Source organism: Hirschia maritima DSM 19733, from assembly GCF_000378345.1.
In the GTDB taxonomy this organism is placed as follows: domain Bacteria; phylum Pseudomonadota; class Alphaproteobacteria; order Caulobacterales; family Hyphomonadaceae; genus Hirschia; species Hirschia maritima.
On record NZ_KB899544.1, the window covers coordinates 691569 to 716339 of the forward strand.

Annotated in this window: 25 protein-coding genes; 14 read left to right on the plus strand and 11 right to left on the minus strand. The window is 44.3% G+C overall.

Going from position 1 to position 24771, the window contains the following annotated elements:
* The first annotated feature begins 80 nt into the window (after window positions 1–80).
* Window positions 81–797, plus strand: a complete 717-nt coding sequence (locus F551_RS0103275) for a glutathione S-transferase family protein (RefSeq protein WP_018996051.1) — start codon at window positions 81–83, stop codon at window positions 795–797.
* Between the two features lie 57 nt (window positions 798–854).
* Here the strand turns inward: F551_RS0103275 and F551_RS0103280 are convergent, their stop codons facing one another.
* Window positions 855–1526, minus strand: a complete 672-nt coding sequence (locus F551_RS0103280; protein ID WP_018996052.1) for a hypothetical protein — start codon at window positions 1524–1526, stop codon at window positions 855–857.
* Window positions 1527–1781: 255 nt separating this feature from the next.
* Here F551_RS0103280 and rpsD point away from each other — a divergent pair, with 255 nt between their 5' ends.
* The 3 genes from rpsD to F551_RS0103295 all read left to right on the plus strand — a co-directional run bounded on the left by rpsD (window position 1782) and on the right by F551_RS0103295 (window position 4395).
* Window positions 1782–2399, plus strand: coding sequence for a 30S ribosomal protein S4 (gene rpsD / locus F551_RS0103285; RefSeq protein WP_018996053.1), 618 nt, complete (start codon window positions 1782–1784; stop codon window positions 2397–2399).
* A gap of 117 nt (window positions 2400–2516) precedes the next feature.
* Window positions 2517–3347 (plus strand): PPK2 family polyphosphate kinase, encoded by an 831-nt coding sequence (locus tag F551_RS0103290; protein ID WP_018996054.1) that lies wholly within the window; start codon window positions 2517–2519, stop codon window positions 3345–3347.
* Between the two features lie 127 nt (window positions 3348–3474).
* Window positions 3475–4395 (plus strand): sterol desaturase family protein, encoded by a 921-nt coding sequence (locus F551_RS0103295; protein WP_018996055.1) that lies wholly within the window; start codon window positions 3475–3477, stop codon window positions 4393–4395.
* Window positions 4396–4404: 9 nt separating this feature from the next.
* On the opposite strand, the gene F551_RS0103300 is transcribed toward F551_RS0103295, so the two are convergent.
* Window positions 4405–5376: a D-alanyl-D-alanine carboxypeptidase family protein gene (locus F551_RS0103300; RefSeq protein ID WP_018996056.1), complete on the minus strand. Its 972-nt coding sequence runs from the start codon at window positions 5374–5376 to the stop codon at window positions 4405–4407.
* A gap of 123 nt (window positions 5377–5499) precedes the next feature.
* Here F551_RS0103300 and F551_RS0103305 point away from each other — a divergent pair, with 123 nt between their 5' ends.
* From F551_RS0103305 to F551_RS0103325, 5 genes are all read left to right on the plus strand, one after another.
* Entirely contained in the window at window positions 5500–5886 is a 387-nt protein-coding gene (locus F551_RS0103305) for a DUF1499 domain-containing protein (RefSeq protein ID WP_018996057.1), read from the plus strand.
* 136 nt (window positions 5887–6022) lie between these two features.
* Complete coding sequence (gene clpS / locus F551_RS0103310) at window positions 6023–6352, plus strand: ATP-dependent Clp protease adapter ClpS (protein ID WP_018996058.1); 330 nt, start codon at window positions 6023–6025, stop codon at window positions 6350–6352.
* 10 nt (window positions 6353–6362) lie between these two features.
* The gene (clpA, locus tag F551_RS0103315) at window positions 6363–8675 is read left to right on the plus strand and encodes an ATP-dependent Clp protease ATP-binding subunit ClpA (RefSeq protein WP_018996059.1); all 2313 of its coding nucleotides are present in this window, start codon (window positions 6363–6365) and stop codon (window positions 8673–8675) included.
* A 148-nt stretch (window positions 8676–8823) separates the two neighbouring features.
* Window positions 8824–9819 (plus strand): oxygen-dependent tRNA uridine(34) hydroxylase TrhO, encoded by a 996-nt coding sequence (gene trhO, locus F551_RS0103320; RefSeq protein WP_018996060.1) that lies wholly within the window; start codon window positions 8824–8826, stop codon window positions 9817–9819.
* Between the two features lie 101 nt (window positions 9820–9920).
* Complete coding sequence (locus tag F551_RS0103325) at window positions 9921–11078, plus strand: PQQ-dependent sugar dehydrogenase (RefSeq protein WP_018996061.1); 1158 nt, start codon at window positions 9921–9923, stop codon at window positions 11076–11078.
* A gap of 45 nt (window positions 11079–11123) precedes the next feature.
* On the opposite strand, the gene F551_RS0103330 is transcribed toward F551_RS0103325, so the two are convergent.
* Entirely contained in the window at window positions 11124–12419 is a 1296-nt protein-coding gene (locus tag F551_RS0103330; RefSeq protein ID WP_018996062.1) for a metal-dependent hydrolase family protein, read from the minus strand.
* 234 nt (window positions 12420–12653) lie between these two features.
* On the opposite strand from F551_RS0103330, the gene F551_RS0103335 reads away from it, so the two are divergent.
* Together F551_RS0103335 and F551_RS0103340 are read left to right on the plus strand one after the other, a co-directional pair.
* On the plus strand, window positions 12654–13181 hold the full coding sequence (locus F551_RS0103335; protein ID WP_018996063.1) for a 5' nucleotidase, NT5C type: 528 nt from the start codon (window positions 12654–12656) through the stop codon (window positions 13179–13181).
* A 9-nt stretch (window positions 13182–13190) separates the two neighbouring features.
* Window positions 13191–13850 (plus strand): glutathione S-transferase, encoded by a 660-nt coding sequence (locus tag F551_RS0103340; RefSeq protein ID WP_026296620.1) that lies wholly within the window; start codon window positions 13191–13193, stop codon window positions 13848–13850.
* 1 nt (window position 13851) lies between these two features.
* Here F551_RS0103340 and F551_RS0103345 read toward each other — a convergent pair whose 3' ends face one another.
* From F551_RS0103345 to F551_RS0103355, 3 genes are read right to left on the minus strand one after another with little or no spacing between them, the layout of a single operon-like run.
* A complete protein-coding gene (locus tag F551_RS0103345; RefSeq protein WP_018996065.1) occupies window positions 13852–14286 on the minus strand; it encodes an HIT family protein in 435 nt (144 codons plus the stop codon).
* An 11-nt stretch (window positions 14287–14297) separates the two neighbouring features.
* Window positions 14298–15473, minus strand: coding sequence for a GNAT family N-acetyltransferase (locus F551_RS0103350; RefSeq protein ID WP_018996066.1), 1176 nt, complete (start codon window positions 15471–15473; stop codon window positions 14298–14300).
* A gap of 46 nt (window positions 15474–15519) precedes the next feature.
* Entirely contained in the window at window positions 15520–15984 is a 465-nt protein-coding gene (locus F551_RS0103355) for a RidA family protein (protein WP_026296621.1), read from the minus strand.
* Between the two features lie 361 nt (window positions 15985–16345).
* On the opposite strand from F551_RS0103355, the gene F551_RS0103360 reads away from it, so the two are divergent.
* Window positions 16346–16741: a response regulator gene (locus F551_RS0103360; protein WP_026296622.1), complete on the plus strand. Its 396-nt coding sequence runs from the start codon at window positions 16346–16348 to the stop codon at window positions 16739–16741.
* On the plus strand, window positions 16738–18117 hold the full coding sequence (locus tag F551_RS0103365; RefSeq protein ID WP_018996069.1) for a PleD family two-component system response regulator: 1380 nt from the start codon (window positions 16738–16740) through the stop codon (window positions 18115–18117). Before F551_RS0103360 ends, F551_RS0103365 begins: the two co-directional genes overlap by 4 nt.
* Before the next feature lie 89 nt (window positions 18118–18206).
* Here the strand turns inward: F551_RS0103365 and rpmG are convergent, their stop codons facing one another.
* On the minus strand, window positions 18207–18374 hold the full coding sequence (gene rpmG, locus F551_RS0103370; protein WP_018996070.1) for a 50S ribosomal protein L33: 168 nt from the start codon (window positions 18372–18374) through the stop codon (window positions 18207–18209).
* A 292-nt stretch (window positions 18375–18666) separates the two neighbouring features.
* Here rpmG and F551_RS0103375 point away from each other — a divergent pair, with 292 nt between their 5' ends.
* Window positions 18667–20265: a phosphoenolpyruvate carboxykinase gene (locus tag F551_RS0103375; protein ID WP_018996071.1), complete on the plus strand. Its 1599-nt coding sequence runs from the start codon at window positions 18667–18669 to the stop codon at window positions 20263–20265.
* A gap of 62 nt (window positions 20266–20327) precedes the next feature.
* On the opposite strand, the gene F551_RS0103380 is transcribed toward F551_RS0103375, so the two are convergent.
* The 4 genes from F551_RS0103380 to F551_RS17035 all read right to left on the minus strand — a co-directional run bounded on the left by F551_RS0103380 (window position 20328) and on the right by F551_RS17035 (window position 24688).
* The gene (locus F551_RS0103380; RefSeq protein ID WP_018996072.1) at window positions 20328–20699 is read right to left on the minus strand and encodes a hypothetical protein; all 372 of its coding nucleotides are present in this window, start codon (window positions 20697–20699) and stop codon (window positions 20328–20330) included.
* Between the two features lie 85 nt (window positions 20700–20784).
* The gene (locus F551_RS0103385; RefSeq protein WP_018996073.1) at window positions 20785–21531 is read right to left on the minus strand and encodes an NUDIX hydrolase; all 747 of its coding nucleotides are present in this window, start codon (window positions 21529–21531) and stop codon (window positions 20785–20787) included.
* Between the two features lie 21 nt (window positions 21532–21552).
* Window positions 21553–23841, minus strand: coding sequence for a ribonuclease R (gene rnr, locus F551_RS0103390; RefSeq protein WP_018996074.1), 2289 nt, complete (start codon window positions 23839–23841; stop codon window positions 21553–21555).
* A 28-nt stretch (window positions 23842–23869) separates the two neighbouring features.
* Window positions 23870–24688 carry a M23 family metallopeptidase gene (locus F551_RS17035; RefSeq protein WP_018996075.1) on the minus strand — a complete coding sequence of 273 codons (819 nt, stop codon included), beginning with the start codon at window positions 24686–24688 and terminating at the stop codon, window positions 23870–23872.
* Window positions 24689–24771 lie beyond the last annotated feature (83 nt).

A 24771-nucleotide genomic window follows, 5' to 3' on the forward strand; every position in this document is an offset into this window, starting at 1 on the left:
AGTGTCATTAAGTGTGCTTTTTAGCAAAATAAATCAAGTAGGCGGACACTTTTTGTTCTGCGGTGAAAGGGAGATTTGGAATGACTGTATTGTTTGGTTGGGGCCCTATGTGGAATTGCCATTCCCCAAGCCCGTATGTTGTTAAAAGTATGATCCAATTAGATATGTTGGAAGTTGATTACAGCATGCAAGTCGCAGATTTGGAAGAAGCTCCTTACAGGAAGGCTCCCTATATTAAAGATGACGGCAACTTAGTTGCTGATTCTGCATTTATTCGAAAATACTTTGAGGAAAAGACAGGCAAAGATTTGAACGCAGGGCTATCCTCTCAACAAAGAGCTATGGCGTGGGCGCTGGAACGAATGATTGAGGGAGAAATTTCTCTCATGATGCTGCATGAAAGATGGCTCAAAGACGAGAATTTCGAAAAAGGCCCAGCTCAGTTCTTTATGGGTATTCCTGAAGAAGTTCGTGATGAAGTTATTGAAAGTGCGCGAGGTCCTATCAGGCAACGGGTGGATTCGCAGGGCTTGTCGCGATTTGATGAGGGCAAGCGCATAGTGCTGTTCGATGATTCTGTATGTGCGCTGTCAGATCAGCTCTCAGATAGTGAATTTATGTTTGGCACTGATCCAACTGCATTGGATGCTGTTGTGGCAGCGTTTACTCAAGCGTGTGCAACGGACTATTTCGATACGCCGATGAGAGAAGTTTATGCTAAATACCCAAATTTGAAAGCGCATGCTGATCGAATTGATGAGCGTTTTTTCAAAACGGAAAAATGGGAAACCTCTTAAGTTTTCCGAACAAGCAAAACGGGATGACGACCATCACATTGGGTCGTCATTTGTGTTTTAGCTAAAGGGTTGGAAACTACATTTTCCGGCCTTGAAATCATTAATCTGACGGACGCTTTCGGATTCAACTTTTGCTTCAAACTCACGCAATTTGATTAGATCATACCGAATTGTGAGAGGTTGCCAGTGGTCGTCTCCTGAAAAAGAATAATCGATGTAATCTTCTTTATTGAGTACTTCTCTTTGCGCATCTTGCAACATGAGGTGGCAGTGATTTGTGTAGTCACCTTCGATTTGTTGATTTTCGAATAGCATGTAATTTTTCGTCTCAATTGTACAATTCTTGTGGTACCAGGTGTTGGCTGAAATACGTGGGAGAGTCATGGTCATTTGTAGCTCATCCCACTTACCAGCTTTGAGTATTTCTCCAGCTTGAATGCTGTTTTTCTTTTCAAGATTAATAGACGCAACAACAGGACCGGAATGAGTTTTGATCGATTTTTCCTCAAGCGGAACAATTTCAGGAGTTCCTTTAATCGAGATCGTTTGTCTATGTAATTCGCTTCCTGGGTAAAATTCTTTTATTTGAAATGAAGCTGAATAGGCACCTTCGATAATTTCTTGCGCGCAAATATTCTCATCTTCTGCATTAGCTTGCAGAGTGGCTGACGCTATAAAAGCTGATGATAGCAAGCATGTAGCTAAAGGTGAAATTTTAGAATTTGCCATGAGTGCCTCGAAATAATTGAATTGCAATATTAGAAGTATAAGATTTGTTATAGACAGAAGTACGGCAATAAAAAGCACAATTATGGGCTTTCTTGGGTTGCCGAAGTTTGTTCAATATTGACAAAAGCGAGATTTAGCTGTCTATAGCGCGCTTCTCTCTTTGAGGGATTTATCACGGGATGATGTGAAGCCGCCGTTGTGATCGCATATTTTGAAGTGAAATATGCCGGCCCACGTCTAAAATTGAGGTATATTATGTCACGTCGTAGTTCTGCGAAGTACAAACTCGATCGCCGCGTAGGCGAAAACGTCTGGGGACGCGCTAAGTCTCCAATCAACAAACGTCAATCACGTCCAGGTCAACACGGTGCTGCTCGTAAGGGTAAGCCTTCTGACTTTGGTCTGCAATTGATGGCAAAGCAAAAGCTTAAAGGTCACTACGGTGATGTTACTGAGAAACAGTTCCGTCGTACATATGACGAAGCTGCTCGCCGTAAAGGTAACACAGCTGAGAACCTTATCGGTCTACTAGAGTCTCGTTTGGATGCTCTTGTTTATCGTTCAAAGTTCGTACCAACAATTTTTGCTGCACGTCAGTTCGTGAACCACGGTCACGTTACTGTAAACGGCAAAAAAGCTAACGTTCCTTCATACCGTCTTCGTCCAGGTGATGTTGTTCAGGTTAAAGAAAAATCACGTTCAATGGCTCTAGTGCTTGAAGCTCTAGGTTCTGGTGAGCGCGATATTCCTGACTATATCGAAGTTGACCCTAAAGACATGACTGCAACATTCATTCGCCTGCCAGATTTATCTGACGTGCCGTATGCTTGTCGCATGGAACCAAACTTGGTTGTTGAGTTCTACTCATCTTAATAAGTTTATTCTGATGGACCTGTTGGTCAGTTCAGAAATTTTATGCTTTGATGGAACCCCTGCATTTTATGCGGGGGTTTTGTTGTTTTAGACCAAAGTATTGAGAAGGGGGAAGGTATGTTTGACCGTCCAAGCATTGAAGACATCCACAGGGCTACATTCGCGGAGCCGGGTAAGAAAGTTTCCCTTAAAGATTACACGACAGACGGCACGGAGCTATTTGCTGACAAAGATGAAGCAAAGCGTTCTTTAAAGGATGATGCTTTGGCAATCGATGAAATGCAGGATCGATTGTATGCTGAGAAAAAGCAAAGCTTGCTCGTAGTTTTTCAAGGTATTGATACATCGGGAAAAGATGGAACAACAAAAGCTGTCTTTTCTCAAACATCGCCATTGGGGCTGCGTGTTCATGCGTTTGGAAAACCATCTTCAAATGAATTAGCGCGAGACTATCTTTGGAGAATTCACAATAAAATTCCATCAAAGGGTGAGATCGCGATATTCAACCGCTCTCACTATGAAGATGTGTTGATTGGTCGGGTGCGTGGTTTGGCTCCCATGGCGCAAATTGAACAACGTTATGAGCAGATCAATAACTTTGAAAAACACCTTGTTGAAAACAACATAAAAGTCATCAAGCTTATGCTTCATATTTCCAAACGCACTCAAGGAGAAAGATTGCTGGAACGACTGGAGAATCCAAATAAGCGTTGGAAATTTAATCCTGGCGACCTGGAAGACCGTAAATTATGGGATGATTATCAGGACGCGTATGAATTGGCAGTAGAGCGTTGTTCTACAAAGGAAGCACCTTGGTATGTGGTGCCGAGTGATAGTCGTTCACGCCGTAAGGCAATTGCTGCACGTATCGTACGAGGTGCGCTTGAGGAGATGGATCCAAAAATTCCAGATCCTGGGTATCGGCCTGACCAATTTGTAATTGATTGATTTGTTGTAGTTTTATTGTCTTGTGCGCACTAATTCCTTTGCTTTCAATGTAACAATAGACCTTTCACGATTCTGAATATACCCTTCCTAGAAACACGGAGAAAAGATCCGTAGGGAGGTTTGATTGGTGCCGGAATTCTTTACTCCTACCGTTTACGCGATTCCGTTTTTTATAGTCACACTCGTGTTAGAGTGGTGGGGTGTTAAAACGGGGCGTGCCCATGGGGATTACGAGAACAAGGATGCAGCAGCATCTCTAACGCTAGGGATAGGCAACTTAGCCGTTGATACTTTAACGGGCGGCATCGCGCTCGCCGGCTTAATTTTGGTATGGGATTTTCGTTTACTAGAGCTACCGATCACATGGTGGAGTTTCATCATCGTGTTCATAGCGACTGACTTTCTCTATTATTGGAAGCATAGGCTCGCGCATACCATGCGTTGGTTTTGGTTGGCGCATGTCACCCATCATTCCTCAAAGCACTACAATCTCACAACAGCACTGCGTCAGCCTTGGTTAGGGCCATTTACAGGGGCATTTATATTGGGAGCTCCCTTAGTATTCCTTGGGGCGCATCCTGCATTTATCGCTTTTGCGATGAGTTTTAATCTTGTCTACCAATATTGGATTCATACAGAGGCAATTGACAAAATGCCCAAATGGTTCGAGGCGATTATGAATACGCCGAGTCATCACCGCGTTCATCATGCAACGAATCCTCGTTACTTGGATAGGAACTATGCGGGTGTATTTATAATATGGGACAAAATGTTTGGTAGTTTTACGCAGGAGCGGAAAGATGATCCGTGCGTATTTGGCTTAGTGAAGAATGTAGAGTCTTATAATCCATTCTATCTAGCATATCATGGCGTGTTAGAACTTTTTTCTGATTTTTGGAAAGATGGATTTAGACCAGCTGTTTGGTTGAAACGTATGATATCTCCACCTGGTTGGACGCCCGATGGCAAGGGGAAAACGAGCGAAGTCATCCGTCAAGAATGGCAAGCAACACTTACCATAAACGCTGAAGACACAAACAAGCTTTGATCGACAAAACTATTCTTCAGTTGAACCTTGTTCAAGTGTAGTTTCATCGGTGCTATATGCATCAACTTCATCAAGAGCGTATTGATTCAGGTCATCTGTAGTTAGACCACGCAATTCATTGAAAGCGATGCGTGTACGCATGCTAGGTTTGTCGTTTTCGCCAGTTTCGATTACTTCAAATGCGGCTTCTAGAAGGTCTGTTACATGTGAATTGCGCGATTTAGAGCTGGCACCGCCTAGCATAACTGCAATTACACGATGCCCATCACGTTCAGCTGACGCAAGTAGATTGAAGCCCGAAGCGCGGGTGTATCCAGTTTTAATGCCATCTACACCGCGAACGTCTTTCAAAAGCTTATTGTGGTTTTTGTATTTTGCTTTTCCAAACTGGAATTCAGTGCGTGAAAAATAATCATAATATTCGGTGTGATCTACCAACATAGCTTCACCCAGCTTTGCCAAGTCTTTAGCTGTTGAAATTTGAGCTTTGTTTGGGAGGCCTGAAGCATTTTTAAAACGCGTTTTTTTTAAGCCGAGTTGGCGTGCTTTTGCTGTCATAAGTGCTGCAAAACGCGTTTCAGAACCGCCCAATCGTTCGGCAATAACAACAGCAACGTCATTTGCGGATTTAGTTACAAGAGCATTGATTGCTGTTTCCACTGTGATTGTTTCACCGGCTTTCAAATAAAGCTTTGAAGGTGGCTGTTTGGCGGCGTTTCGTGATATATCAAGCTCATCAGTAAGCATGAGTTCACCGTCTTTGAGCGCATCAAAAACCATGTATAGCGTCATGACTTTGGTGATTGAGGCCGGAAAGCGTGGATCTTCAGCATTGCGAGCATGAAGAATTTTGTTTGTATCAATATCGATGACGTAAGACGCATATTTTTCAGCGCTGGCAGGAGCAATAAGCAACAATGAAAAAGCAAATGTCGCAAATGTTTTGCGAGCGATATCGAAAATGTTCGATGCTTTTGCCATGTCGTTTGGTTCCTGTTCCAAAAATAGTGCGTAATTCAAGATTGATGTTATGCTTCAAACGTTGAAGTGTGGTTAATCATGCGTCAGTGGAACAGTAAGGATGATCAAAGAATTGTTATTTGAATGTTAACTATAAAAACTTTAGAGCGGCCCAAGACGCCCAACACTTTTCTAATAGCGCCGGACGGGTATTGCGAACACGAAACCCCAGATGAGCTGGCTCCGGTTTTTAAAGATCTGAATGCTTCGGCGTTAAAAACGGCATTTATACGCGCTATCGAAGAAGAACCTAGATTGGTTACTCTGGAAGACAATGAGCTTTCGATGGAATTTCGTCAGAGAACACCAATAATTGGATGGCCAGATTTTATCACAGTATATTTTATTGAATTACAAAGTGGAGGGTCTACAGTCGCTATATACTCTAGATCAAAGTATGGCCGAAGTGATTTTGGCGTAAATCGTAAGCGAATTCAGCGTTGGCTGACTTTACTTGGTAATAAGTCTTAAATAATAGAAATCATAATATTGCCGTATACCCCCTTACATTACTAAACTGTGTTCATATCTATGTATTTCAGAGCACATGCTCAAAATTGTTAAAGAATTTGGAGCAGAGTGATGTTGGAAAGATTTTGTTAGGTTCATGTCAGACGATAATTTCCCAACAGGCCCGGAAGATGAAACGGGTGTAGCCACGCGAACAGAGACGAAAACTAAACGTCCGTCATTGTACCGTGTGTTAATTTTGAATGATGACTTCACTCCGATGGAGTTCGTGGTTCTTATTCTTGAGCACTTCTTCAGTAAGACGCGTGAAGAAGCGACGAAGGTCATGCTCCATGTTCATAATACGGGCGTGGGTGTGTGCGGAGTGTTCACATATGAGGTTGCTGAAACAAAAGTGGCGCAAGTTATGGACCTTGCCCGCAGAAGTGAGCATCCTTTGCAGTGTACGATGGAACGTGAGGATTAGAGGTTAGTATATGCCTTCAATGACCCCCAGCTTAGAACGTGCGCTTGAAAAAGCGCTACACTTAGCTTCAGATCGAAAGCATGAGTATGCGACGCTAGAGCACTTGCTGTTTGCGTTGACTGAAGATGAAGACGCTTCGGATGTCATGAATGCGTGTAAATTGGATATCGGCAAGCTTCGCAGTGATCTAAATGATTATATGGACGAGGAATTAAATTCCATCGTTGTAGATGATGGTGAGCATCCACACCCGACAGCTGCTTTTCAACGTGTTGTACAACGTGCTGTGTTGCACGTTGAAAGTTCAGGCCGTGATGAAGTAACAGGTGCAAATGTGCTTGTGTCGATATTTGCTGAGCGAGAAAGCCACGCTGCTTATTTTCTGCAAGCGCAGGACATGACGCGATATGACGCTGTGAATTACATTTCTCACGGTGTTGCCAAAAAGCCGGGCATGTCGCGCACTCGCTCTGTAGAAGGTGCATCAGAAGATAAAGACGAAACTGTAAAATCAGGTGGTGAGGCTCTGCAAGCCTATTGTGTTGACCTGAATGAAAAAGCGCGTTCCGGAAAAACTGATCCTCTTATTGGGCGTCAGCTAGAGGTAGATCGTTGTATTCAAGTATTGTGTCGTCGCCGCAAAAATAACCCACTGCTTGTTGGTGACCCCGGTGTCGGTAAAACGGCTATCGCTGAGGGCTTGGCCAAGCGTATTGTAGATGGTGAAGCGCCTAAAATTCTTGAAGAGAGCATTATTTATTCTCTCGACATGGGATCTTTGTTGGCAGGAACACGCTATCGTGGTGACTTTGAAGAGCGCTTGAAGCAAGTTGTAAAAGAGCTTGAAGAGCAGCCGCGTTCGGTTCTGTTTATTGATGAAATTCACACTGTGATAGGTGCGGGCGCGACTTCTGGTGGAGCTATGGATGCTTCGAACCTTTTAAAACCAGCTCTTCAATCTGGTGAGTTGCGCTGCATGGGATCAACAACTTACAAAGAGTATCGTCAGCACATTGAGAAAGATCGTGCATTAGCGCGTCGATTCCAAAAAATCGATGTCGTTGAGCCAACAGTGCCAGATTCCATTAAAATTCTTCAGGGATTAAAGCCTAAATTTGAAGAGTTTCATGGCCTGAAATACACAAATGATGCGATCAAGACTGCTGTTGAGCTTGCCGCGCGTCATATCACCGATCGAAAGCTTCCAGACAAAGCAATCGATGTGATTGATGAAGCGGGGGCGAGCCAGTGGTTATTGCCCGATTCCAAGCGCCGTAAGCAGATTGGTACGAAAGAGATTGAGCAAGTGATTGCAAAGATGGCACGAATTCCATCTAAGCAGGTCAATAAGTCTGACGAACAAGCTCTTAAATCTATATCTGCTGATCTCAAACGTGTTGTGTATGGACAAGACCCAGCGATTACGGCTGTGTCAGACGCTATAAAACTAGCGCGCGCCGGTTTGCGTGAAGCTAATAAACCTATCGGATCTTATTTATTCTCAGGTCCAACAGGTGTTGGTAAGACAGAAGTTGCGCGTCAATTGGCATCCATTCTTGGTGTTGAAATGTTGCGTTTCGACATGTCGGAATACATGGAACGTCACACGGTTTCTCGCCTGATTGGTGCACCTCCTGGATATGTTGGATATGATCAAGGTGGTCTTTTGACCGATGGCGTTGATCAACATCCTCATTGTGTCTTATTGCTCGATGAGATTGAAAAAGCACACCCGGAATTGTTCAATATCCTATTGCAGGTGATGGATAATGGTACGCTTACAGACGCGAATGGTAAGAAGATTGATTTCCGCAATGTGATTTTGATCATGACAACTAATGCGGGTGCGGCGGATGCTGCTAAAGAAGCTATTGGTTTTGGGCGCGGAAAACGTGAAGGTGAAGATGAGGAGGCGATTAAAAAGCTCTTCACACCTGAATTCCGCAATCGTTTGGATGCAATTGTGCCATTTGCACCATTAGGTGAAGAAGTTATCTCGCGTGTCGTCGATAAATTCATTCTTCAACTGGAAGGCCAATTGTCAGACCGTAACGTTGATATCGTTCTTACAGCTAAAGCACGTGCTTGGTTGGCGGAGCGTGGGTATGACAAAGACTATGGTGCACGTCCGCTATCTCGTGTGATCCAAGAGCATGTGAAAAAGCCAATGGCTGAAGAGTTGCTCTTTGGTAAGCTGAAAAAAGGTGGTGTGGTTACTATCGATGTTGATATCAAAGACACGAAAAAACTCGCCTTCATATATGATGACGATGGTAATTCTTCGTCCTCTAAGAAATCAGAAGAACCGGAATTGACTGATTAACTCTTGTTGCAATTACCATGTGACAATTAAGGGTATTCCAGTTTTCTAGATTTTACGTTAGATAAACGCTAAGAAGTTTGGGCGGGAGCATTGTTGTTCTCGCCCAGATTGTTTTTATGTCCCAAATTAAAGTATCGAACAGTATATAATGAGCCAAATTGTCGTTGCCGCCCTGTATCACTTTGCCAAGCTTCCTCACTATGAAGAGTTACAAAAGCCTTTGCTTGAGGTGTGTGAAAAGGCTGGCACAAAAGGGACACTATTATTGGCCTCTGAAGGAATAAACGGAACCATTGCAGGACCGCGTGAGGGAATTGACACGGTTCTAGCGCATATCCGTTCTATTCCAGAACTTGCTAAGACAGATCATAAAGAAAGCCACGCGGAAGAAATGCCATTCCTTCGCATGAAAGTGCGTCTGAAAAAAGAAATCGTGACGATGGGGGTGCCTGGCACTGACCCTAATAATATTGTCGGGACATATGTTGATCCCAAAGACTGGAATGATCTTATCGAACGAGACGACGTCATTCTTATTGATACGCGCAATGACTACGAAGTTCAGATAGGAACTTTCAAAGGGGCCGTGAACCCAAAGACGGAGACTTTTCGCGAATTTCCTGAATGGTTTGAGAAATTCCAGCGTACGCACAATAAACCAAAAGTCGCCATGTTCTGCACTGGTGGAATTCGGTGTGAAAAGTCGACCGCATTGGCAAAAGATATGGGCTTTGAAGAAGTCTTTCACCTAAAAGGTGGGATTTTAAAATACCTTGAAAATGTACCTGAAGAAGAAAGCACTTGGGAAGGTGATTGTTTCGTCTTTGACCAACGCGTATCCGTAAAGCATGGGCTTGAATTGGGAGACTATGACCAGTGTTTTGCATGTCGCCGGCCAATAACGGAAGAAGATAAGGCGCGACCTGAATACACAAAAGGTGTGTCCTGTCATCAGTGTTATGATGAGTATACACCTGCGAAGAAAGCTGCATTTGAAGAGCGTCAAAAACAAATCGAATTGGCAAAAAAACGTGGTAAATCTCACGTGGGGCAGAATTTGAAGGAGGAACGCGAAGCAGCGCGCGCCGCCGCTGAAGAAGCCAGATTGCGTTCAATTGCGGGTAAGCAATCGCTTGAAGAATGACCAATTTGGAAAATTTGAACGTTAATAGACTGTTAACACTATTGGCAGGTACGAATGTATGAAATAGGGTGGCGGAAAAATTCCCTGCAAGAGAGTTGACCATGACCCGCCTAATGCACACAAAATTACTTACCGCTTTGTCTTTCCTTGTAATTTCATGTTGTGCAAACGCGCAACAAGGCGATGAATTTGAAGTCAGAGGGACTGATGGTTTCTCACTAGCAGTGCAAGTTATTGGTCAATTTGAAGAGCCTTGGGCGATGACATTCTTGCCAGATGGCCGTCTCTTGGTCACCGAAAAAGAAGGTCGTATCAAACTCGTTGCGCCTGAAGGGAATGTTCTGGGCGAAATCTCTGGTGTGCCTGCCAGTGAAGTTATCGGGCAAGGAGGGTTTGCAGATATTACACTGCACCCTGATTTCGAAAACAATGGCCGTATCTACATGTCCTTCCTTGAGACAGAGGGTGAGTTATCAGGATCAGTTGTAGAATATGCTACCCTTGCGTTGAACGACGCAGGTGGAGAAATTACTGATCGTAAACGTATCTGGACACAATTGCCGAAAATCGATGGTGGTCGTCATTACAGTCAACGTCTTTTATTTGATCAGGAAGGTTATCTTTTCATCACATCAGGTGACCGTGGCGAACAAAAACCAGCCCAAGATATGGATGGGAATTTGGGGAAAATCATTCGTCTGCATGATGATGGTCGTATACCCGCAGATAACCCATTTGTGGGTGAAGGTGGGGTGCAGGAACAATTTTGGTCAATCGGCCACCGCAACCCTCTGGGATTGACATTAGATGCCGAAGGGCAGATCTGGGAACACGAAATGGGGCCTCGTGGTGGTGATGAATTAAACCGCATTGTAAAGGGTGAGAACTATGGTTGGCCCATTGTTTCAGATGGACGTAATTACTCTATGTTGGATATTCCTGACCATGATACGCGCCCTGATTTTAAAGCCCCAGCGATATCTTGGGTACCTTCAGTTTCACCATCAAGCATTGTGATTTATGATGGGGATTTGTTCAAAGGATGGAACGGAAACGCAGTTATTTCAACGCTAAGTGGAACGGCAATCGTGCGTGTATCTATGGATGGAGAAATTGCAACTGAAGAAGCTCAATATTACACGCCTGAGCGTTTAAGAGAGATTGAGCAAGCTCCAGATGGAAGTCTTTACGTTTTGGAAGATGGCTATGAAGGGCGCTTATTACGCGTTACGCCAGCGCCGCCAAAGCAGGAAAAATAGGCGAACGAGCAGATTTGGCATCCGCTCGTTCGGAAGTTGTGACTTTTAGGTTTCTGGTGATTTGTGCACCTTGCCGGATTTCATTACGAAATCGACGTCTAGCATTTCATCGATATTCTTGAGGGGATCGCCATCTACTGCGATGATGTCAGCATATTTTCCTTTGCTCAGAGTGCCGATATCATCAAAGAGATTTAAGTTTTTGGCTGAATTTACGGTTGCGGCTTGCAATGCTTCAGCAGGTGAGAATCCAGCTTCAACCATATAGCCAAGTTCACGCGCATTCTCACCATGTCGAGACACTCCTGAATCGGTTCCAAATGCGACGTTTACACCGCCTTCTTTGGCGCGTTTAAGCATATCAAGCATAAGAGGCCCAACAATCTTAGCTTTTGCTTTTGTCGCGGGCGTCATCCAATCTTCTTTTGACCATTCCACGACAGTCATACCGGCCAAAACGGTTGGAACTAACGTAGCATCATTTTCTTTGAACAGCTTGATGGTCTCTTCATCTAGATATGTTCCGTGTTCGATAGAATTTACACCAGCGCGTAGGGCTGCCTCAACTCCGCCTTTACCGTGAGCGTGGGCTGTGACACGGCGGCCCATTGTGGCAGCAGTGTCCATTATCGCTTTTAACTCGTCATCGAAGAATTGTTGTTCCAATCCAGCGGAAGTATTAGAGAGAACACCGCCTGTGGCAGTGATTTTAATTACATCTGCACCGCGTTTGACTTGCTCTCGTACCGCTCTACGACAATCATCTGCACCATCACAAAGTGCACGTGTCTCAAAAAGGCGAGATACTTTGGGAGCTAATCCACCTACATCGCCATGTCCGCCTGTAGCTGAAATGATCTGGCCTGCTGCAAGGATACGTGGGCCAGCTACTGTTCCAGCGTTGATAGCATCACGAAGAGAAAAAATAGCTTCATTTGTGCCACCTAGATCTTGGACTGTTGTAAATCCGGCATCCAGAGTGCGTTTAGACCTTTCTACACCTAAAAGGGCTTGGTCTACTTCGCTGTCATAAAGTCTACGGCTAGCGAAACCAGGGCCTCTTTCATCAAGCATATGAACGTGGCAGTCGATCAAGCCAGGCAATACGGTATGGTCTTTCAGGTCAATAACCTTCGTCCCTTTGGAAGCTTTGATATAGCCCTTTTGCACTGCTGTGATTTTGTCGTCTTCTACTATAATTGAGTATTCCAGAAGAGGTTCTTTTGCAGGTTCCACTAATAGAGTGCCTGCGTGAATAATCACTTTTTCAGCGAATGCTGAAGGGGCGGTAATAGTGGCTAATGCGGTTGCGCAGCACAACGACTTCAGTTTGTTGCCCATCAAAGTTTCCTCGATTATCTATTGGATCGATTATTGTTGTATGATTTTTATATATTGTAGTAATTTAATATATTTGCGGCTGAAATTTAAAGCAAGCCTTGCTTTGTTTCTTGTCTTTTGGGGGAATAATATTTCAAAAGTGTGGGTGCGTTTAAAGGGATCTGTAAGCCTTGTTCGGTGTGGAGGTATCAGATATTCAAAATATAAGATTATCACTTAGTTGGGGCGACCAAAATGACAGACAAATTGCGTATCGCTATAGATATGGACGAAGTCATAGTGGATGCGTATGCGGCTCAACTTCATTGGTTGAAATCAAATTTTGGGAATATTGAAGAACCAAAAGTTGGTCAAAAATTTAGAGATGTATTGCCAGCCAAGAACCAAGATGCTCTTCAAGAAGAGTTAAATCATGGAGCAATTTTCGGAAGAATGGAGCCCATGAAAAATGCCGTTGAAGTGCTGAAACAATTATACATCAAGTATGATGCATTCATATGTACAGCGGCCATGGAATACCCAAATTCTATGCCATACAAGTTTAGATGGATTCAGGAGCATTTGCCATTTTGGGATCCTTTGAATGTCGTATTTTGCGGTCAAAAATACATTATGCAAACAGACTATCTTATTGATGACAGTCCCCGTCATTTTGAACATTTTGGTGGTAAAGGTCTTGTGTTTTCAGCGCTCCATAATTTGGATGAAGATAGATATGAACGAGTAGAAAATTGGGGTGCAGTTGCTGAAAAATTGTTGTAACAATTGGATATGACTACAAATTCCTTACCCGTATTATATACTTTCCGTCGTTGCCCCTATGCAATGAGGGGACGAATGGCGCTTTCGATTTCTGGCGTTCAATTCGAATGGCGAGAAATATTACTTCGCGATAAGCCTGATCAAATGTTGGAAGCGAGTGCAAAGGGAACAGTACCGACATTCGTGTTTCCGGATGGAAAGGTGATTGACGAAAGTTTGGATCTGATGTTGTGGGCATTGAGCCAAAATGATCCCGAAGAATGGTTGCCAATCAATGCAATGGATCGGGCGGTCACCTATGAAATGATTGAGCGGAATGATGGTCCATTCAAAGGGCATTTAGATCGATACAAATATGCCACGCGTTATGAAAATGTAGATGAGATCGAGCATCGCACGGCGGGGTTCGACACTATTTTGGATTTGGAAAACCGGCTTTCAAATCAGCCATATCTGTCGGGAGAGAAAATGGGGTTGGTAGATTATGCTATCTTCCCATTTATTCGTCAGTTTAGAGTGGCGGACCGCAATTGGTTCGACGAGCAGAATATCCCGCACGTCCATAAATGGCTGAATGCAGCGATGACATCAGAGATTTTTGAAAAGATAATGGTTAAGCGCCATCCGTGGAAGGAAGGCGATCAACCAATTTTGTATCCTGAAATCTAGTCTACAGTTCGGCTTGGATTTCTGCTGCAATTGCTTGTAATTCTTCCATGTCCGCCATTTGTCCGTTTGCGTGATCACCCAGTTGTTTATCTGTCCAGCGAGGAATAATGTGGAAGTGGAGGTGAAAGACAGTTTGTCCCGCTGCTTCACCGTTAAATTGGGTAATAACAATGCCATCTGGCCCTAGAGCGCGCTCCACAGCTAGAGCAACTTTCTGCACGCTTTCCATATAGTGGCTTATTTGCTTAGTTGGCATTTCCAGAAAGTTACGTGCCTCGACGCCTTTGGGGATGACAAGTGTGTGCCCATGAGATTGTGGAAAAACATCCATAAAGGCGAGTGTGGCTGCGTCCTCATAAACCTTCACACAAGGGATTTCGCCACGTAGAATTTTTGCGAAAATGTTTTCACTATCGTAGTTTCCGTGAAGGCTCATGGTGGTTTCCTCTAATCATTGCCTTTTCGGAAAGGCGTTCTTTGACCAAGATATTCAATGTCAGCTTCAACTTGTTCGCGTTCATGCGTCAAGTATTGAGCAATGGCATCTGAGAAGCTTTCATTGGTAATGAAGTGGGCAGAATAAGTTGGATTGGGCGCATAACCACGCGCTAGTTTGTGGCCACCTTGGGCACCGGCTTCGACGCGCTTGAGGCCGTTGGCAATTGCGTAGTCTATTGCTTGGTAATAGCAGGTTTCAAAGTGAAGACATGGCCGTTGTTCATTGCATCCCCAATAGCGACCATAAAGAGTGTCTGAACCAATCATATTTAGTGCGCCGGCTATTGCGCGATCATCACGCTGATCGTGTGCAAATACCAACAAAACTTTGTCGCTCATACGTTGGCCAAGGAGCTCAAAAAAGTTCCTATTGAGATAGGGAGAGCCCCATTTTCTTGCACCTGTATCGAGGTAGAAGTTATAGAATAAATCCCAATGTTCTGATGTAATTTCATCGCCCATAAGGTGTTCGTATCGAATCCCATCTTGGGCTTGAGCGCGTTCTTTGCGAAGGTTCTTACGTTTGCGGGAAGTTAAAACGTCCAGAAAATCATTGAAACTGGAATAGTTGTCGTTTTCCCAATGGAATTGTTGGTCAGTGCGTTGTAGAAATCCATGACCACCCAAGCTCTCGTAATCCAACGCATCTACAAAGTTGATGTGCAGTGAAGAAAGGTTGTTATCCGAGGTCATCTTTACCGCGGTCTGCACTATTGCATCCTCGATTAAAGATGAATTGTCGGTTTGAGTTAAAAGACGGCGGCCCGTGACTGGAGTAAATGGCACTCCAATTAAAAGTTTGGGATAATAGCGTCCACCAGCGCGTTCATATGCATCCGCCCAGGAATGATCAAAAACAAACTCACCTTGTGAATGTGATTTGAGATACATGGGGCAAGCGCCCACTAATTGTTCGCCTTCATCCCTTACGAGAATGTGATGGGGAGCCCAACCCGTTTCAGGAGTCGCGCATCCAGCTTGCTCTAGCGCTTGAAGGAAATCCCAATCTAGAAATGGATCATAAACCTCGTTTTCAAGATTGGCGATTTTGTTCCAAGATTCTCGATTAACTTCAGATAAGTCGTTTGAAATTGAAATAGAAAGCGCGAATTCATCATTACTCATGCATGTGTATGTGGAGATGAACCCACGCCTTTTCAATTTGTATTTTCTAGAATTTTTCGAATTCTACAATGGCATCTATTTCAACTGCAACGCCTAAAGGAAGGACTGGGCAGGCCACTGCAGATCGAGCATGACGACCACGATCTCCAAAGGCTTCTACCATTAAGTCTGAACAACCATTGATGACTTGAGGGATATCCGTGAAATCTGAACTAGCGTTCACGAACCCGCCTAGTTTCACTATTCGTTCAACATTGCTCAACGAATGAAGGGCGGCTTTCATTTGGGTTATAAGGTTTATCCCGCAGAGGCGAGCTGCAGCCTGACCGGCTGTAAGATCCATATCTTCGCCAAGTCGGCCTTTCACAAGTCCATCGGAATTCATAGATATCTGTCCAGAAATATAGAGAAGATTTCCAGACATAACGTATGGGACGTAGTTGGCGACGGCAGCGTTTGGTTCGCCGAGCGTTATCCCAAGTTTTTCAAGGCGAGCTTCAGGCGTAGGCATATTTTTCTCCAAACTAGATGTTTCATCACTTAGAACACGCATGCCAGAATGCGGATTTTTTGCAAGATCGACGCTGGAAATAGTCTAGGTTAATGTCTCGTTAGGCTAGGTATCAATACAGTACAGGGCAAAGAACTTGAAGAATCAGACATTCAAATTGACAGGTTAAATGTGGTCTAAAACTTAATGTGTATCTGAACGTTTGTTAATCGTCTGAATAAATTGGAGTTTTAGGCGGTATTTTCTTTGAAAAAAGTTTGATTTATTTTTGTTTGTAAAAGGGTGTTTAACTCTCTTGCATCAATATGCCGACTGAGAGTGGGGATTCGCATAGGTGAATTCACGAGGAGTAGCGACTGATATGGCTGAAGGCACATCAAAAAAAGTCCTCGTTGTTGAGGATAATGAGCTGAACATGAAATTGTTCTGTGATTTGCTCGATGCTTTTGGCTTTGAAGCTATAAAGTCAGTTGATGGTTTGCGTGCTGTAGAACTTGCTAAGGAAGTCCATCCGGATTTGATTATTATGGATATTCAATTGCCAGAAGTTTCTGGATTGGATTTGGCGCGTTGGATCAAAGATGATGATGTGGTGGGAGATATTCCAATTCTAGCGGTAACGGCTTTTGCCATGCGTCAAGACGAACAGGACGTGAAAGATGCTGGGTGTGAGGCTTATATGACAAAGCCCATCCAGATGGCACCTTTCATTAAAACAGTGGAAGAGCTTGTTGCGCCGAGGAGACAGACCCATTGAGCGCGCGTGTCCTCGTAGTTGATGATATTGAAGCAAACCGAAAATTACTCTGCGCCAAACTAGCTCATGAGTATTTTCAGGTAACGACTGCTGTCGATGGTATGGATGCGATCGATAAAGCAATTGCGACTGAACCAGACATTATATTGCTTGATGTTATGATGCCCCGAATGGATGGATTTGAGGCATGTCGTGAATTGAAGTTTGACCCACGTACAGAGCACATTCCTATTGTTATGGTGACTGCGCTGAACGAACGTGAAGATAGATTGAAAGGGTTGAGAGCAGGGGCAGATGATTTCCTGACCAAACCAATCAATGATTTGCAATTATTGTCACGCGTTCGTGCTCTATCAAAGTACAAATTAGTTGCGGATGAGCTTAGAAAACGCGAAGCGTCTGGGCGACGAATTGGTGTAATTGATGTGACACCTTCTGGGCGCGGAGGTAATCCTGCCCGAGTATTGGTAGTCGATGACAATGAGCGTCAGGCTGCTCGTATTTGTCGTTATTTGGAAACTGACCACAAGCCTATGACATTGGCCAATGCCAGTTCTCAACCTGGTGGATTGGGAGCGGGAGCAGCTACAGTTGATATTATGGTTTTATCGCTGGGCGGTGAAAAATACGATGGCTTGAAACTGTGCGCCTACTTGCGAAACTTAGAAGCAACACGTGATCTTCCAATTCTCGCAATTGTTGATGCAGAAGATGAAGCTTTGGCTGTTAAAGCGCTTGATCTTGGTGCTTCAGATATACTCGTGCGTCCTATTGATCCAGAAGAATTGCTTGCGCGTGTAAAAACGCAGGTGAATAAGAAGAGATATATTGATTCCCTGCGTGCCAGATTAGATCAATCGATGGAATTGGCCGTTACAGATCAGCTTACCGGACTGCACAATCGACGTTTCATGGAGAAGCGTTTGGATCAATTCGTGAAGCGCTCCAATATGGGTGGCGGACCCGTTTCTATTCTTTTATGTGACTTGGATCACTTTAAACGTGTGAATGATGGTCATGGGCATGATGTAGGGGATGAAGTTCTTCGTGAGTTTTCTGGTCGTTTGATGAAAAATATCAGACCGACTGACATAGCCTGTCGTTATGGCGGTGAAGAATTTATGGTTATAATGCCAGATACAACTATACAAATGGCTCAGATTACAGCTGAACGTATTCGGGACAGCGTTGATACTATGCCTTTTGCGATAAATGGTGGCCTTGGACAGCTGGATATAACTATGTCAGGGGGGGCATCAGTAATCTTCCCGCCAGACGATACCGTAAATCAACTGATCAAACGTGCCGATGAAGCGCTTTACAATGCAAAAGAAAGCGGCCGAAATAAAATCATCTGTAATTTTGATGGGTTTTAGCTTTTGGAAAATCGATCGGTTCGTACTTGTAATAAAAAAGGGCTTGGTAAATTACCAAGCCCTTTTTTATTATTCGAGAGGGAGTGATCTTACTTGATCTTACCTTCTTTGAATTCAACGTGTTTACGGATGACTGGGTCGTACTTTTTAAGTACAAGTTTTTCAGTCAAGTTACGCGGGTTTTTCTTCGTGACGTAGAAATAACCTGTGTCCGCAGTCGAATTCAGGCGAATTTTCACAGTGGTTGGTTTAGCCATTGATCTCTTGCTCTTTATTCGAGGCGCGGTAACTCGCGCGTGAAACGGAAACGCGCTTAAAACAGTAAACTACCTATGCCGTCAAGTGTTGATTTTGAATTGTTTGGTATTTGCTCATAATATTTTTGAAAACGTCGTTTTGTCGCAAATGGTGCTGCTTCTAAAATACAACAGTATACAATGGCAGAATTCTTGCTAGACTATAGGTTGAGCAGGGAATGGGTGTGTAGATTACGTTTGTTTCCAAGACTCAAATAAAAAATAAGCTCAAACTATAAAGAGTGTACGGGACATGACAAAAGCAAATATTCTGGCTGACCTTGGGGTCAAGCCAAAAGAAACCTATGTTAATTTGAAAGAAGCAGCGCTTTACGAAGCAGCGATTCGTCGTGGCGAAGGTGAAGTTGCTAAAGGCGGTGCCTTAGTTGTTAAAACTGGTGAGCACACAGGACGTTCAGCAAAAGATAAATTTACTGTTCGCAACGACTTCACTGAAAAGACAGTTTGGTGGGATAATAACGAATCAATCTCATCCGAACAATTTGATCTTCTCTGGGAAGACTTCCAAACACACATGAATGACAATGAGCTGTATGTTCAGCAATTGTTTGGTGGTGCTGACCTAGATCACCGTGTGAGCGTACGTATTGTCAATGAGTTGGCATGGCACAATTTGTTTATCCGTCACTTGCTGCGTCGTCCCACCGATGCAGAGCTTAAAGGTTTTACTAACGACTTCACAATTGTGAACCTTCCTTCTTTCCGCGCTGATCCTAAGCGTCACGGTACACGTTCTGAAACAGTGATTGCTGTGAACTTTGAAAAGAAGATGATTCTTATCGGTGGTACATCATACGCTGGTGAAACGAAGAAATCAGTGTTCACAATTTTGAACTACTTGCTTCCAGAATCTAATGTAATGCCGATGCACTGTTCAGTGAACACATCTGACAAAGATGATGCTGCAATCTTCTTTGGTCTTTCTGGTACAGGTAAGACTACGCTTTCTGCTGACCAATCCCGTATCTTGGTTGGTGATGATGAGCACGGTTGGTCTGAGAATGGTCTCTTCAATTTTGAAGGTGGCTGTTATGCTAAAATGATCAATCTGTCTGAAGAGGCAGAACCTGAAATTTTCGCAACAACTAAGCAATGGGGTACAGTGCTTGAAAACACTGTAATGGACCCTGTTACACGTGAGTTAGACCTGTTCGACAACTCATTGGCTGAAAATTCTCGCGGTGCATACCCGATTTCAGCAATTCCAAACGCTTCCGACACAGGGCGTTGTGGGCAGCCTAAAAACTTGATCATGCTAACAGCTGATGCTTTTGGTGTTTTGCCTCCAATTGCAAAGCTAACGCCTGAGCAAGCCATGTATCATTTCCTATCTGGATACACTGCGAAAGTGGCCGGTACAGAAAAAGGTATTACAGAGCCAACAGCGGCATTCTCTACATGTTTTGGTGCGCCATTCATGCCGCGTCACCCATCTGAGTATGGTGACCTTCTAGGTAAGCTTATTGAGACATATCAAACAGATTGTTGGTTGGTGTCTACGGGGTGGACAGGTGGCCCATACGGAACTGGTAACCGTATGCCAATCAAAGCCACACGTGCGCTTCTAAACGCTGCTCTGGAAGGCTCCTTGGCTAAGGGTGACTTCCGTAAGGATGAGACATTTGGCTTTATGGTGCCCACTAAGCTTGAAGGTGTGGACGACAAAATTCTGACACCACGTGAAACATGGGCTGACAAAACAGCTTATGACGCGCAGGCCGCGAAACTAGCAGGCATGTTCGTCAACAACTTTAAAATCTTCGAAGATTATGTTTCTGAAGGCGTAAGAGCCGCTGCTCCTACAGCACAGCAAGCTGTGCCAGCTGAATAATCGCAGAGCTATTTTGAAACTAAAGCGGTCCTTTTGTCGGGGCCGCTTTTTTTGTTACGAGCTCAGCTAAGCATTCCTAGTGAAATCAAGACACCGATCGCTGTAATGGGCGGCCAACCTATGTGTTTTCCTTTGGTTATTAGCGCATCGAACAGGCCTGCTGCGATATGCACCAGCCCAATTGCCCAAAGTAATAAAGGCGAAGCCATCTTTTCATCGAAAGTCACGAGTCCGAGATAAGCTGCGATCAAGAACCACAATGCGCTGGTCCAATGCCAAGCAAAGCGTATGACTTCCTTTGCCAGTGGGTTCGTCATCACGCCGTGATTGGATTTTATCAGCGGTGATATGAGCCGTTTCTCGCCGACAAAGGAGTGTATCAAAGCGGTGATGATACAAAGTGCAGCGGCTAAAAGTAGAAGTATCGAATTCATGACGTTCTTTTTGCTCTCTAGTAAGGGACCATGGAGAATGGTCACTTAGTATAGAGATAACGCCTATGAGGCATGATGACGCTCGCTATGTGTTGGTTAATCGCTCCAAATAGCTCTCATTATCTTGCCAGTAAGTCAGGAATGGAGCGTGATCTTCATTGGGTGATTGGATACGGTTTTGAGCTTCGCCAATTACAAATCTGGTAATGCTAGGCAGATCCAACTCGGCGATTTCTTCGAAAGTGAACCATCTCAAGTCTAGTAATTCATGGCTATCCATCGGGCGCTTTAATTGTGCTAAAACAGTTTCTGATCTGGCTAGAAAGAAGCGAGCATCAAATCTTTTGGGCCGATAGGGAGGTGTTATCGCACGACCAATGAATTGAAGGTGATTTAAGCTGGGTTTTACGTTTTGAGAGAGAAAGGTTTTCCAGCTTTCATCTTCAACATCAGATGATGCAATTGTAGATGTGCTGTTTTCGCCGATAAGTAGCCCAGTTTCTTCAAATGTTTCTCTAATCGCCGAGAGGGCTAGTCCTTCCGGCGAAACGTTACTTTTTTTCAGCAAAAGAGAACGACAAGATGAAGCTAGCTGTCCGATTGGTCGGATGATCTGATCCGCTGGGTCCATGCGCCCACCAGGAAACACATACTTATTGGGCATGAAGTCATGTCCCCCAGCGCGCTGCCCCATAAGGATACGCGGTTGAGGGCCATCGCTGCGCACCAATATCATTGTTGCGGCATCTCTAGGTGTAACTGGATTGTCAGCAAAGCTCTTATCAGGAGGGGAATCATCAAATTGACCCGGATTAAATGATCTGTCTGTCATTGTTCAAATTCCCCTGTTTTTTTATTTTCTTTTTCCCATCCGGATGTTTGCAGGTCTACCTTTTTTACCAGCCATGCGCTTTTTGCCGCGCCCCTTCTTTCCACGAGGTTGATCATTGCGGCGGTGTCTATCACCGCGTTCTCGTTTCGGTTTCATCAGATCTTCACGAGCTTCTCTCGGCTCTGTTAGCATTTCAAACAACAAGCCACCCGTTACTGGTGTTGCTTCCAGAAGCTTTACTAAAACAGGCATTCCCATTTCATATCGCATTTCTGATCTGTCTGCGACAAGAGCAGCATTGTGTTCATCGTAAAGCCAAAATTCATCAGATAATCGAGCTGCAGGAATAAATCCGTCTGCACCGCTTTCATCAAGTCGGATGAACATTCCAGCTTTGGTCACGCCAGCAATACGTCCTTGGAATTCAGCACCAACTTTTTCAGACATAAAGGCCACGAGATAACGGTCTGTGGCATCGCGTTCCGCGGCCATAGATCGACGTTCAGTCGTGGTTAGGTGCTCTGCAATTTCCTCTAAACGTTTGGATTCCACATCTGACAATCCGTCAGGACCAAGGCCAAGAGCTCTGATCAACGCTCGGTGAACAATTAGATCAGAATAACGACGGATAGGCGAAGTGAAGTGAGCGTATTTAAGCAGGTTAAGTCCGAAATGACCGTGGTTTTCGGGGGCGTATCGTGCTTGAGATTGAGATCTCAATACCATTTCCGAAACTAAATGTTCGTGTTCACTTAACGCCGCTTTTTTCAACAAATCATTGAAACGTTCAGCTGTGACTTTAGCGCCTTTGGTCCATTTCATTCCGATAGTTGGAAGTAAGGCACCAAGCGCAAGCAATTTCTCATCTGACGGTTCTTCATGGATTCGGTAGATAAGCGGAGAGTTTGCTTTTTCTAGGCTTTCTGCGGCACACACATTGGCCTGGATCATAAACTCTTCAATGAGTTTATGCGCATCAAATCTGTCCTTAGTATACACTCCAAGGACATTTCCTTCCTTATCGAGTGATACGCGGCGCTCAGGAATGTCTAAGTCAAGAGGCTGCCGCTTTGAACGAGCTTGGTTGACGCAATCATATGCAGCCCACAAAGGTTTCAAAACCGTCTCTAAAAGAGGTTGTGCCTTCTCGTCCGGCTTGCCATCGATCGCGTTTTGAGCTTGCTCATAAGAGAGCTTTGCAGCGGAACGCATCGTGCCGCGAATGAATCTGTGGCCGATTTTGTTGCCATTTGCTGCAAAACGCATTTCAACAGCAAACGTTTCCCTCAACTCGTTTTCTCGGAGTGAACACTGATCGGCTGACAACGCTTCAGGAAGCATAGGGGCTACGCGATCTGGAAAATATGTAGAGTTTCCGCGCTTGTATGCTTCGTCATCCAATGATGTTCCATGGCACACATAGGCTGCCACATCGGCAATAGCGACATAAACAATCCAGCCATTTGGGTTGCCTTCATCGTCATCGAGTTTGGCAAATACCGCATCATCATGATCACGCGCGTCTGCTGGATCGATTGTAATGAGGGGAACGTTAGTTAGGTCCTCCCGATCTGCTGTCTGCGCGACTGCGTTTTCAGCTTCGGCGATAACTTCGACAGGAAATTCATCGGGCACATCGTGAGTGTGTAAAGCAATGAGAGAAGCTGATTTTGGATTATCCATCTGTCCGATAATCTCAACAACCTTAGCCATTTGAGGGCCGTAAGGTTTGGATTTTTTGATGGCAATTCTGACTATGTCGCCATCCTCAGCTTCCATGGAAAGAGATTTTTCGACGATATATTCGCCTTTATCTTTTCGGCTGGTGGGTTTTACACGACCACCATGTTTATTGGCTTCAAACAATCCAATGACTGTGAGCTGAGTGGTTTCTTCAATCTTTTTGATGACTTTTGCATACCACAAGCCATCATTGGCTTTGCCAACTTTACAAAGAGCTTTGTCGCCGACACCAAGTACTTCGCCTTTTTTGCGTCCGCCAGTTGCGACGCAAGTAATGTCAGGGCCAAATAGGCCTTCTTTTCCTTCGCATCTACCTACAAGGTCACCATGCTCATCAATTTTTTCAAATTTGATGATAGATTTTGGGGGCGGGGCATCGACGCTTGAAAACTGACGTTTTCCGGTACGTGCTATTGCACCTTCAGTCTCAAGTTTCTTTAAAATTTGGCGCAGCGCGACACGGTCGCTGCCTTGAACTCCAAGGCCTCGTGCAATCTCGCGTTTGTTCGATTTATCTGGGTTGCGTTCTAAAAATTCGAGAACGACTTGTTCTGTTAATTGACTCATGGGGAGCCGTATAACCTAAAATCAGGAATTATGCGCGTTTTTTGTTTGGTTTCACCGTGAAGAAAAAACGTACTGGCTCTGATTTGGTTTTTCTTAGGTGGTTTTCCGGTTGTGAATGAATGGTTTCAGGGGAGGCTATATTCACAGGACGCAGACCAAACGAACCCCATTGTTCGTTGTATTTACCGGTGAGGATTTCATAATGCAGATGACGACCGACTGGCACATCTGCGGTGGTTCCCATTGTACCGATAATTTGACCAGCCAACACAATAGCGCCTTCGGTAAGTCCCTCGGGAATTGAATCAAGGTGCGCATATCGTGTGTAAACACCATACCCATGGTCGATAAGGATCATCTTCCCATATTGATAATGGTATTCAGATTCTTTGATTTTTCCTGCACCAGCAGCGTAAATATCGACAGGGTTGTAATGCGCGATATCCCAGCCTTTGTGTAAACGAACGCGTTCATTGCGGGTGCGCATTCCAAAACCTGAAAATAGGCAACCTTCTGCAACGGGGGCAGTAGCCAATGATAAATTCTCATTGATTTCAATCATTGGTTTGAAATTCTTGATGGTATGCAATTTATCGTAAGCGGGTATGTTTTGGTGAGCGCCGTGATAGCAGACTTTCAACTCCTGTAAGAATATACCTGCCAAACGCTTTTCTTCGGCTTCAGCTTTTTCCTGCTTATCGATTGCTTTGGTGATCAGGTGTTCTGAGTGAATATGCTCAATTAAGCTAATTGTTGGATCAACAACATTACGATCAACACTCAGGGTATCTGCTCCAGATACGGAGAGAATTGCGGCGACAATATTTGGTATAAAACTAGAAAACATTTAAGCGCTACAAGTGAGTGTTTCAATCAAAAACAATTCACCTGTAGCTTGCTTAATTCATGCCAGATTGGAGATTTTCACAT

Coding starts and splice junctions, on each gene's coding strand:
- F551_RS0103275 (WP_018996051.1), top strand. CDS start 81: ATGACTGTATTGTTTGGTTGGGGCCCTATGTGGAATTGCCATTCCCCA.
- F551_RS0103280 (WP_018996052.1), bottom strand. CDS start 1,526: ATGGCAAATTCTAAAATTTCACCTTTAGCTACATGCTTGCTATCATCA.
- rpsD (WP_018996053.1), top strand. CDS start 1,782: ATGTCACGTCGTAGTTCTGCGAAGTACAAACTCGATCGCCGCGTAGGC.
- F551_RS0103290 (WP_018996054.1), top strand. CDS start 2,517: ATGTTTGACCGTCCAAGCATTGAAGACATCCACAGGGCTACATTCGCG.
- F551_RS0103300 (WP_018996056.1), bottom strand. CDS start 5,376: ATGGCAAAAGCATCGAACATTTTCGATATCGCTCGCAAAACATTTGCG.
- F551_RS0103305 (WP_018996057.1), top strand. CDS start 5,500: ATGTTAACTATAAAAACTTTAGAGCGGCCCAAGACGCCCAACACTTTT.
- clpS (WP_018996058.1), top strand. CDS start 6,023: ATGTCAGACGATAATTTCCCAACAGGCCCGGAAGATGAAACGGGTGTA.
- clpA (WP_018996059.1), top strand. CDS start 6,363: ATGCCTTCAATGACCCCCAGCTTAGAACGTGCGCTTGAAAAAGCGCTA.
- trhO (WP_018996060.1), top strand. CDS start 8,824: ATGAGCCAAATTGTCGTTGCCGCCCTGTATCACTTTGCCAAGCTTCCT.
- F551_RS0103325 (WP_018996061.1), top strand. CDS start 9,921: ATGACCCGCCTAATGCACACAAAATTACTTACCGCTTTGTCTTTCCTT.
- F551_RS0103330 (WP_018996062.1), bottom strand. CDS start 12,419: ATGGGCAACAAACTGAAGTCGTTGTGCTGCGCAACCGCATTAGCCACT.
- F551_RS0103335 (WP_018996063.1), top strand. CDS start 12,654: ATGACAGACAAATTGCGTATCGCTATAGATATGGACGAAGTCATAGTG.
- F551_RS0103340 (WP_026296620.1), top strand. CDS start 13,191: ATGACTACAAATTCCTTACCCGTATTATATACTTTCCGTCGTTGCCCC.
- F551_RS0103345 (WP_018996065.1), bottom strand. CDS start 14,286: ATGAGCCTTCACGGAAACTACGATAGTGAAAACATTTTCGCAAAAATT.
- F551_RS0103350 (WP_018996066.1), bottom strand. CDS start 15,473: ATGAGTAATGATGAATTCGCGCTTTCTATTTCAATTTCAAACGACTTA.
- F551_RS0103355 (WP_026296621.1), bottom strand. CDS start 15,984: ATGCCTACGCCTGAAGCTCGCCTTGAAAAACTTGGGATAACGCTCGGC.
- F551_RS0103360 (WP_026296622.1), top strand. CDS start 16,346: ATGGCTGAAGGCACATCAAAAAAAGTCCTCGTTGTTGAGGATAATGAG.
- rpmG (WP_018996070.1), bottom strand. CDS start 18,374: ATGGCTAAACCAACCACTGTGAAAATTCGCCTGAATTCGACTGCGGAC.
- F551_RS0103375 (WP_018996071.1), top strand. CDS start 18,667: ATGACAAAAGCAAATATTCTGGCTGACCTTGGGGTCAAGCCAAAAGAA.
- F551_RS0103380 (WP_018996072.1), bottom strand. CDS start 20,699: ATGAATTCGATACTTCTACTTTTAGCCGCTGCACTTTGTATCATCACC.
- F551_RS0103385 (WP_018996073.1), bottom strand. CDS start 21,531: ATGACAGACAGATCATTTAATCCGGGTCAATTTGATGATTCCCCTCCT.
- rnr (WP_018996074.1), bottom strand. CDS start 23,841: ATGAGTCAATTAACAGAACAAGTCGTTCTCGAATTTTTAGAACGCAAC.
- F551_RS17035 (WP_018996075.1), bottom strand. CDS start 24,688: ATGTTTTCTAGTTTTATACCAAATATTGTCGCCGCAATTCTCTCCGTA.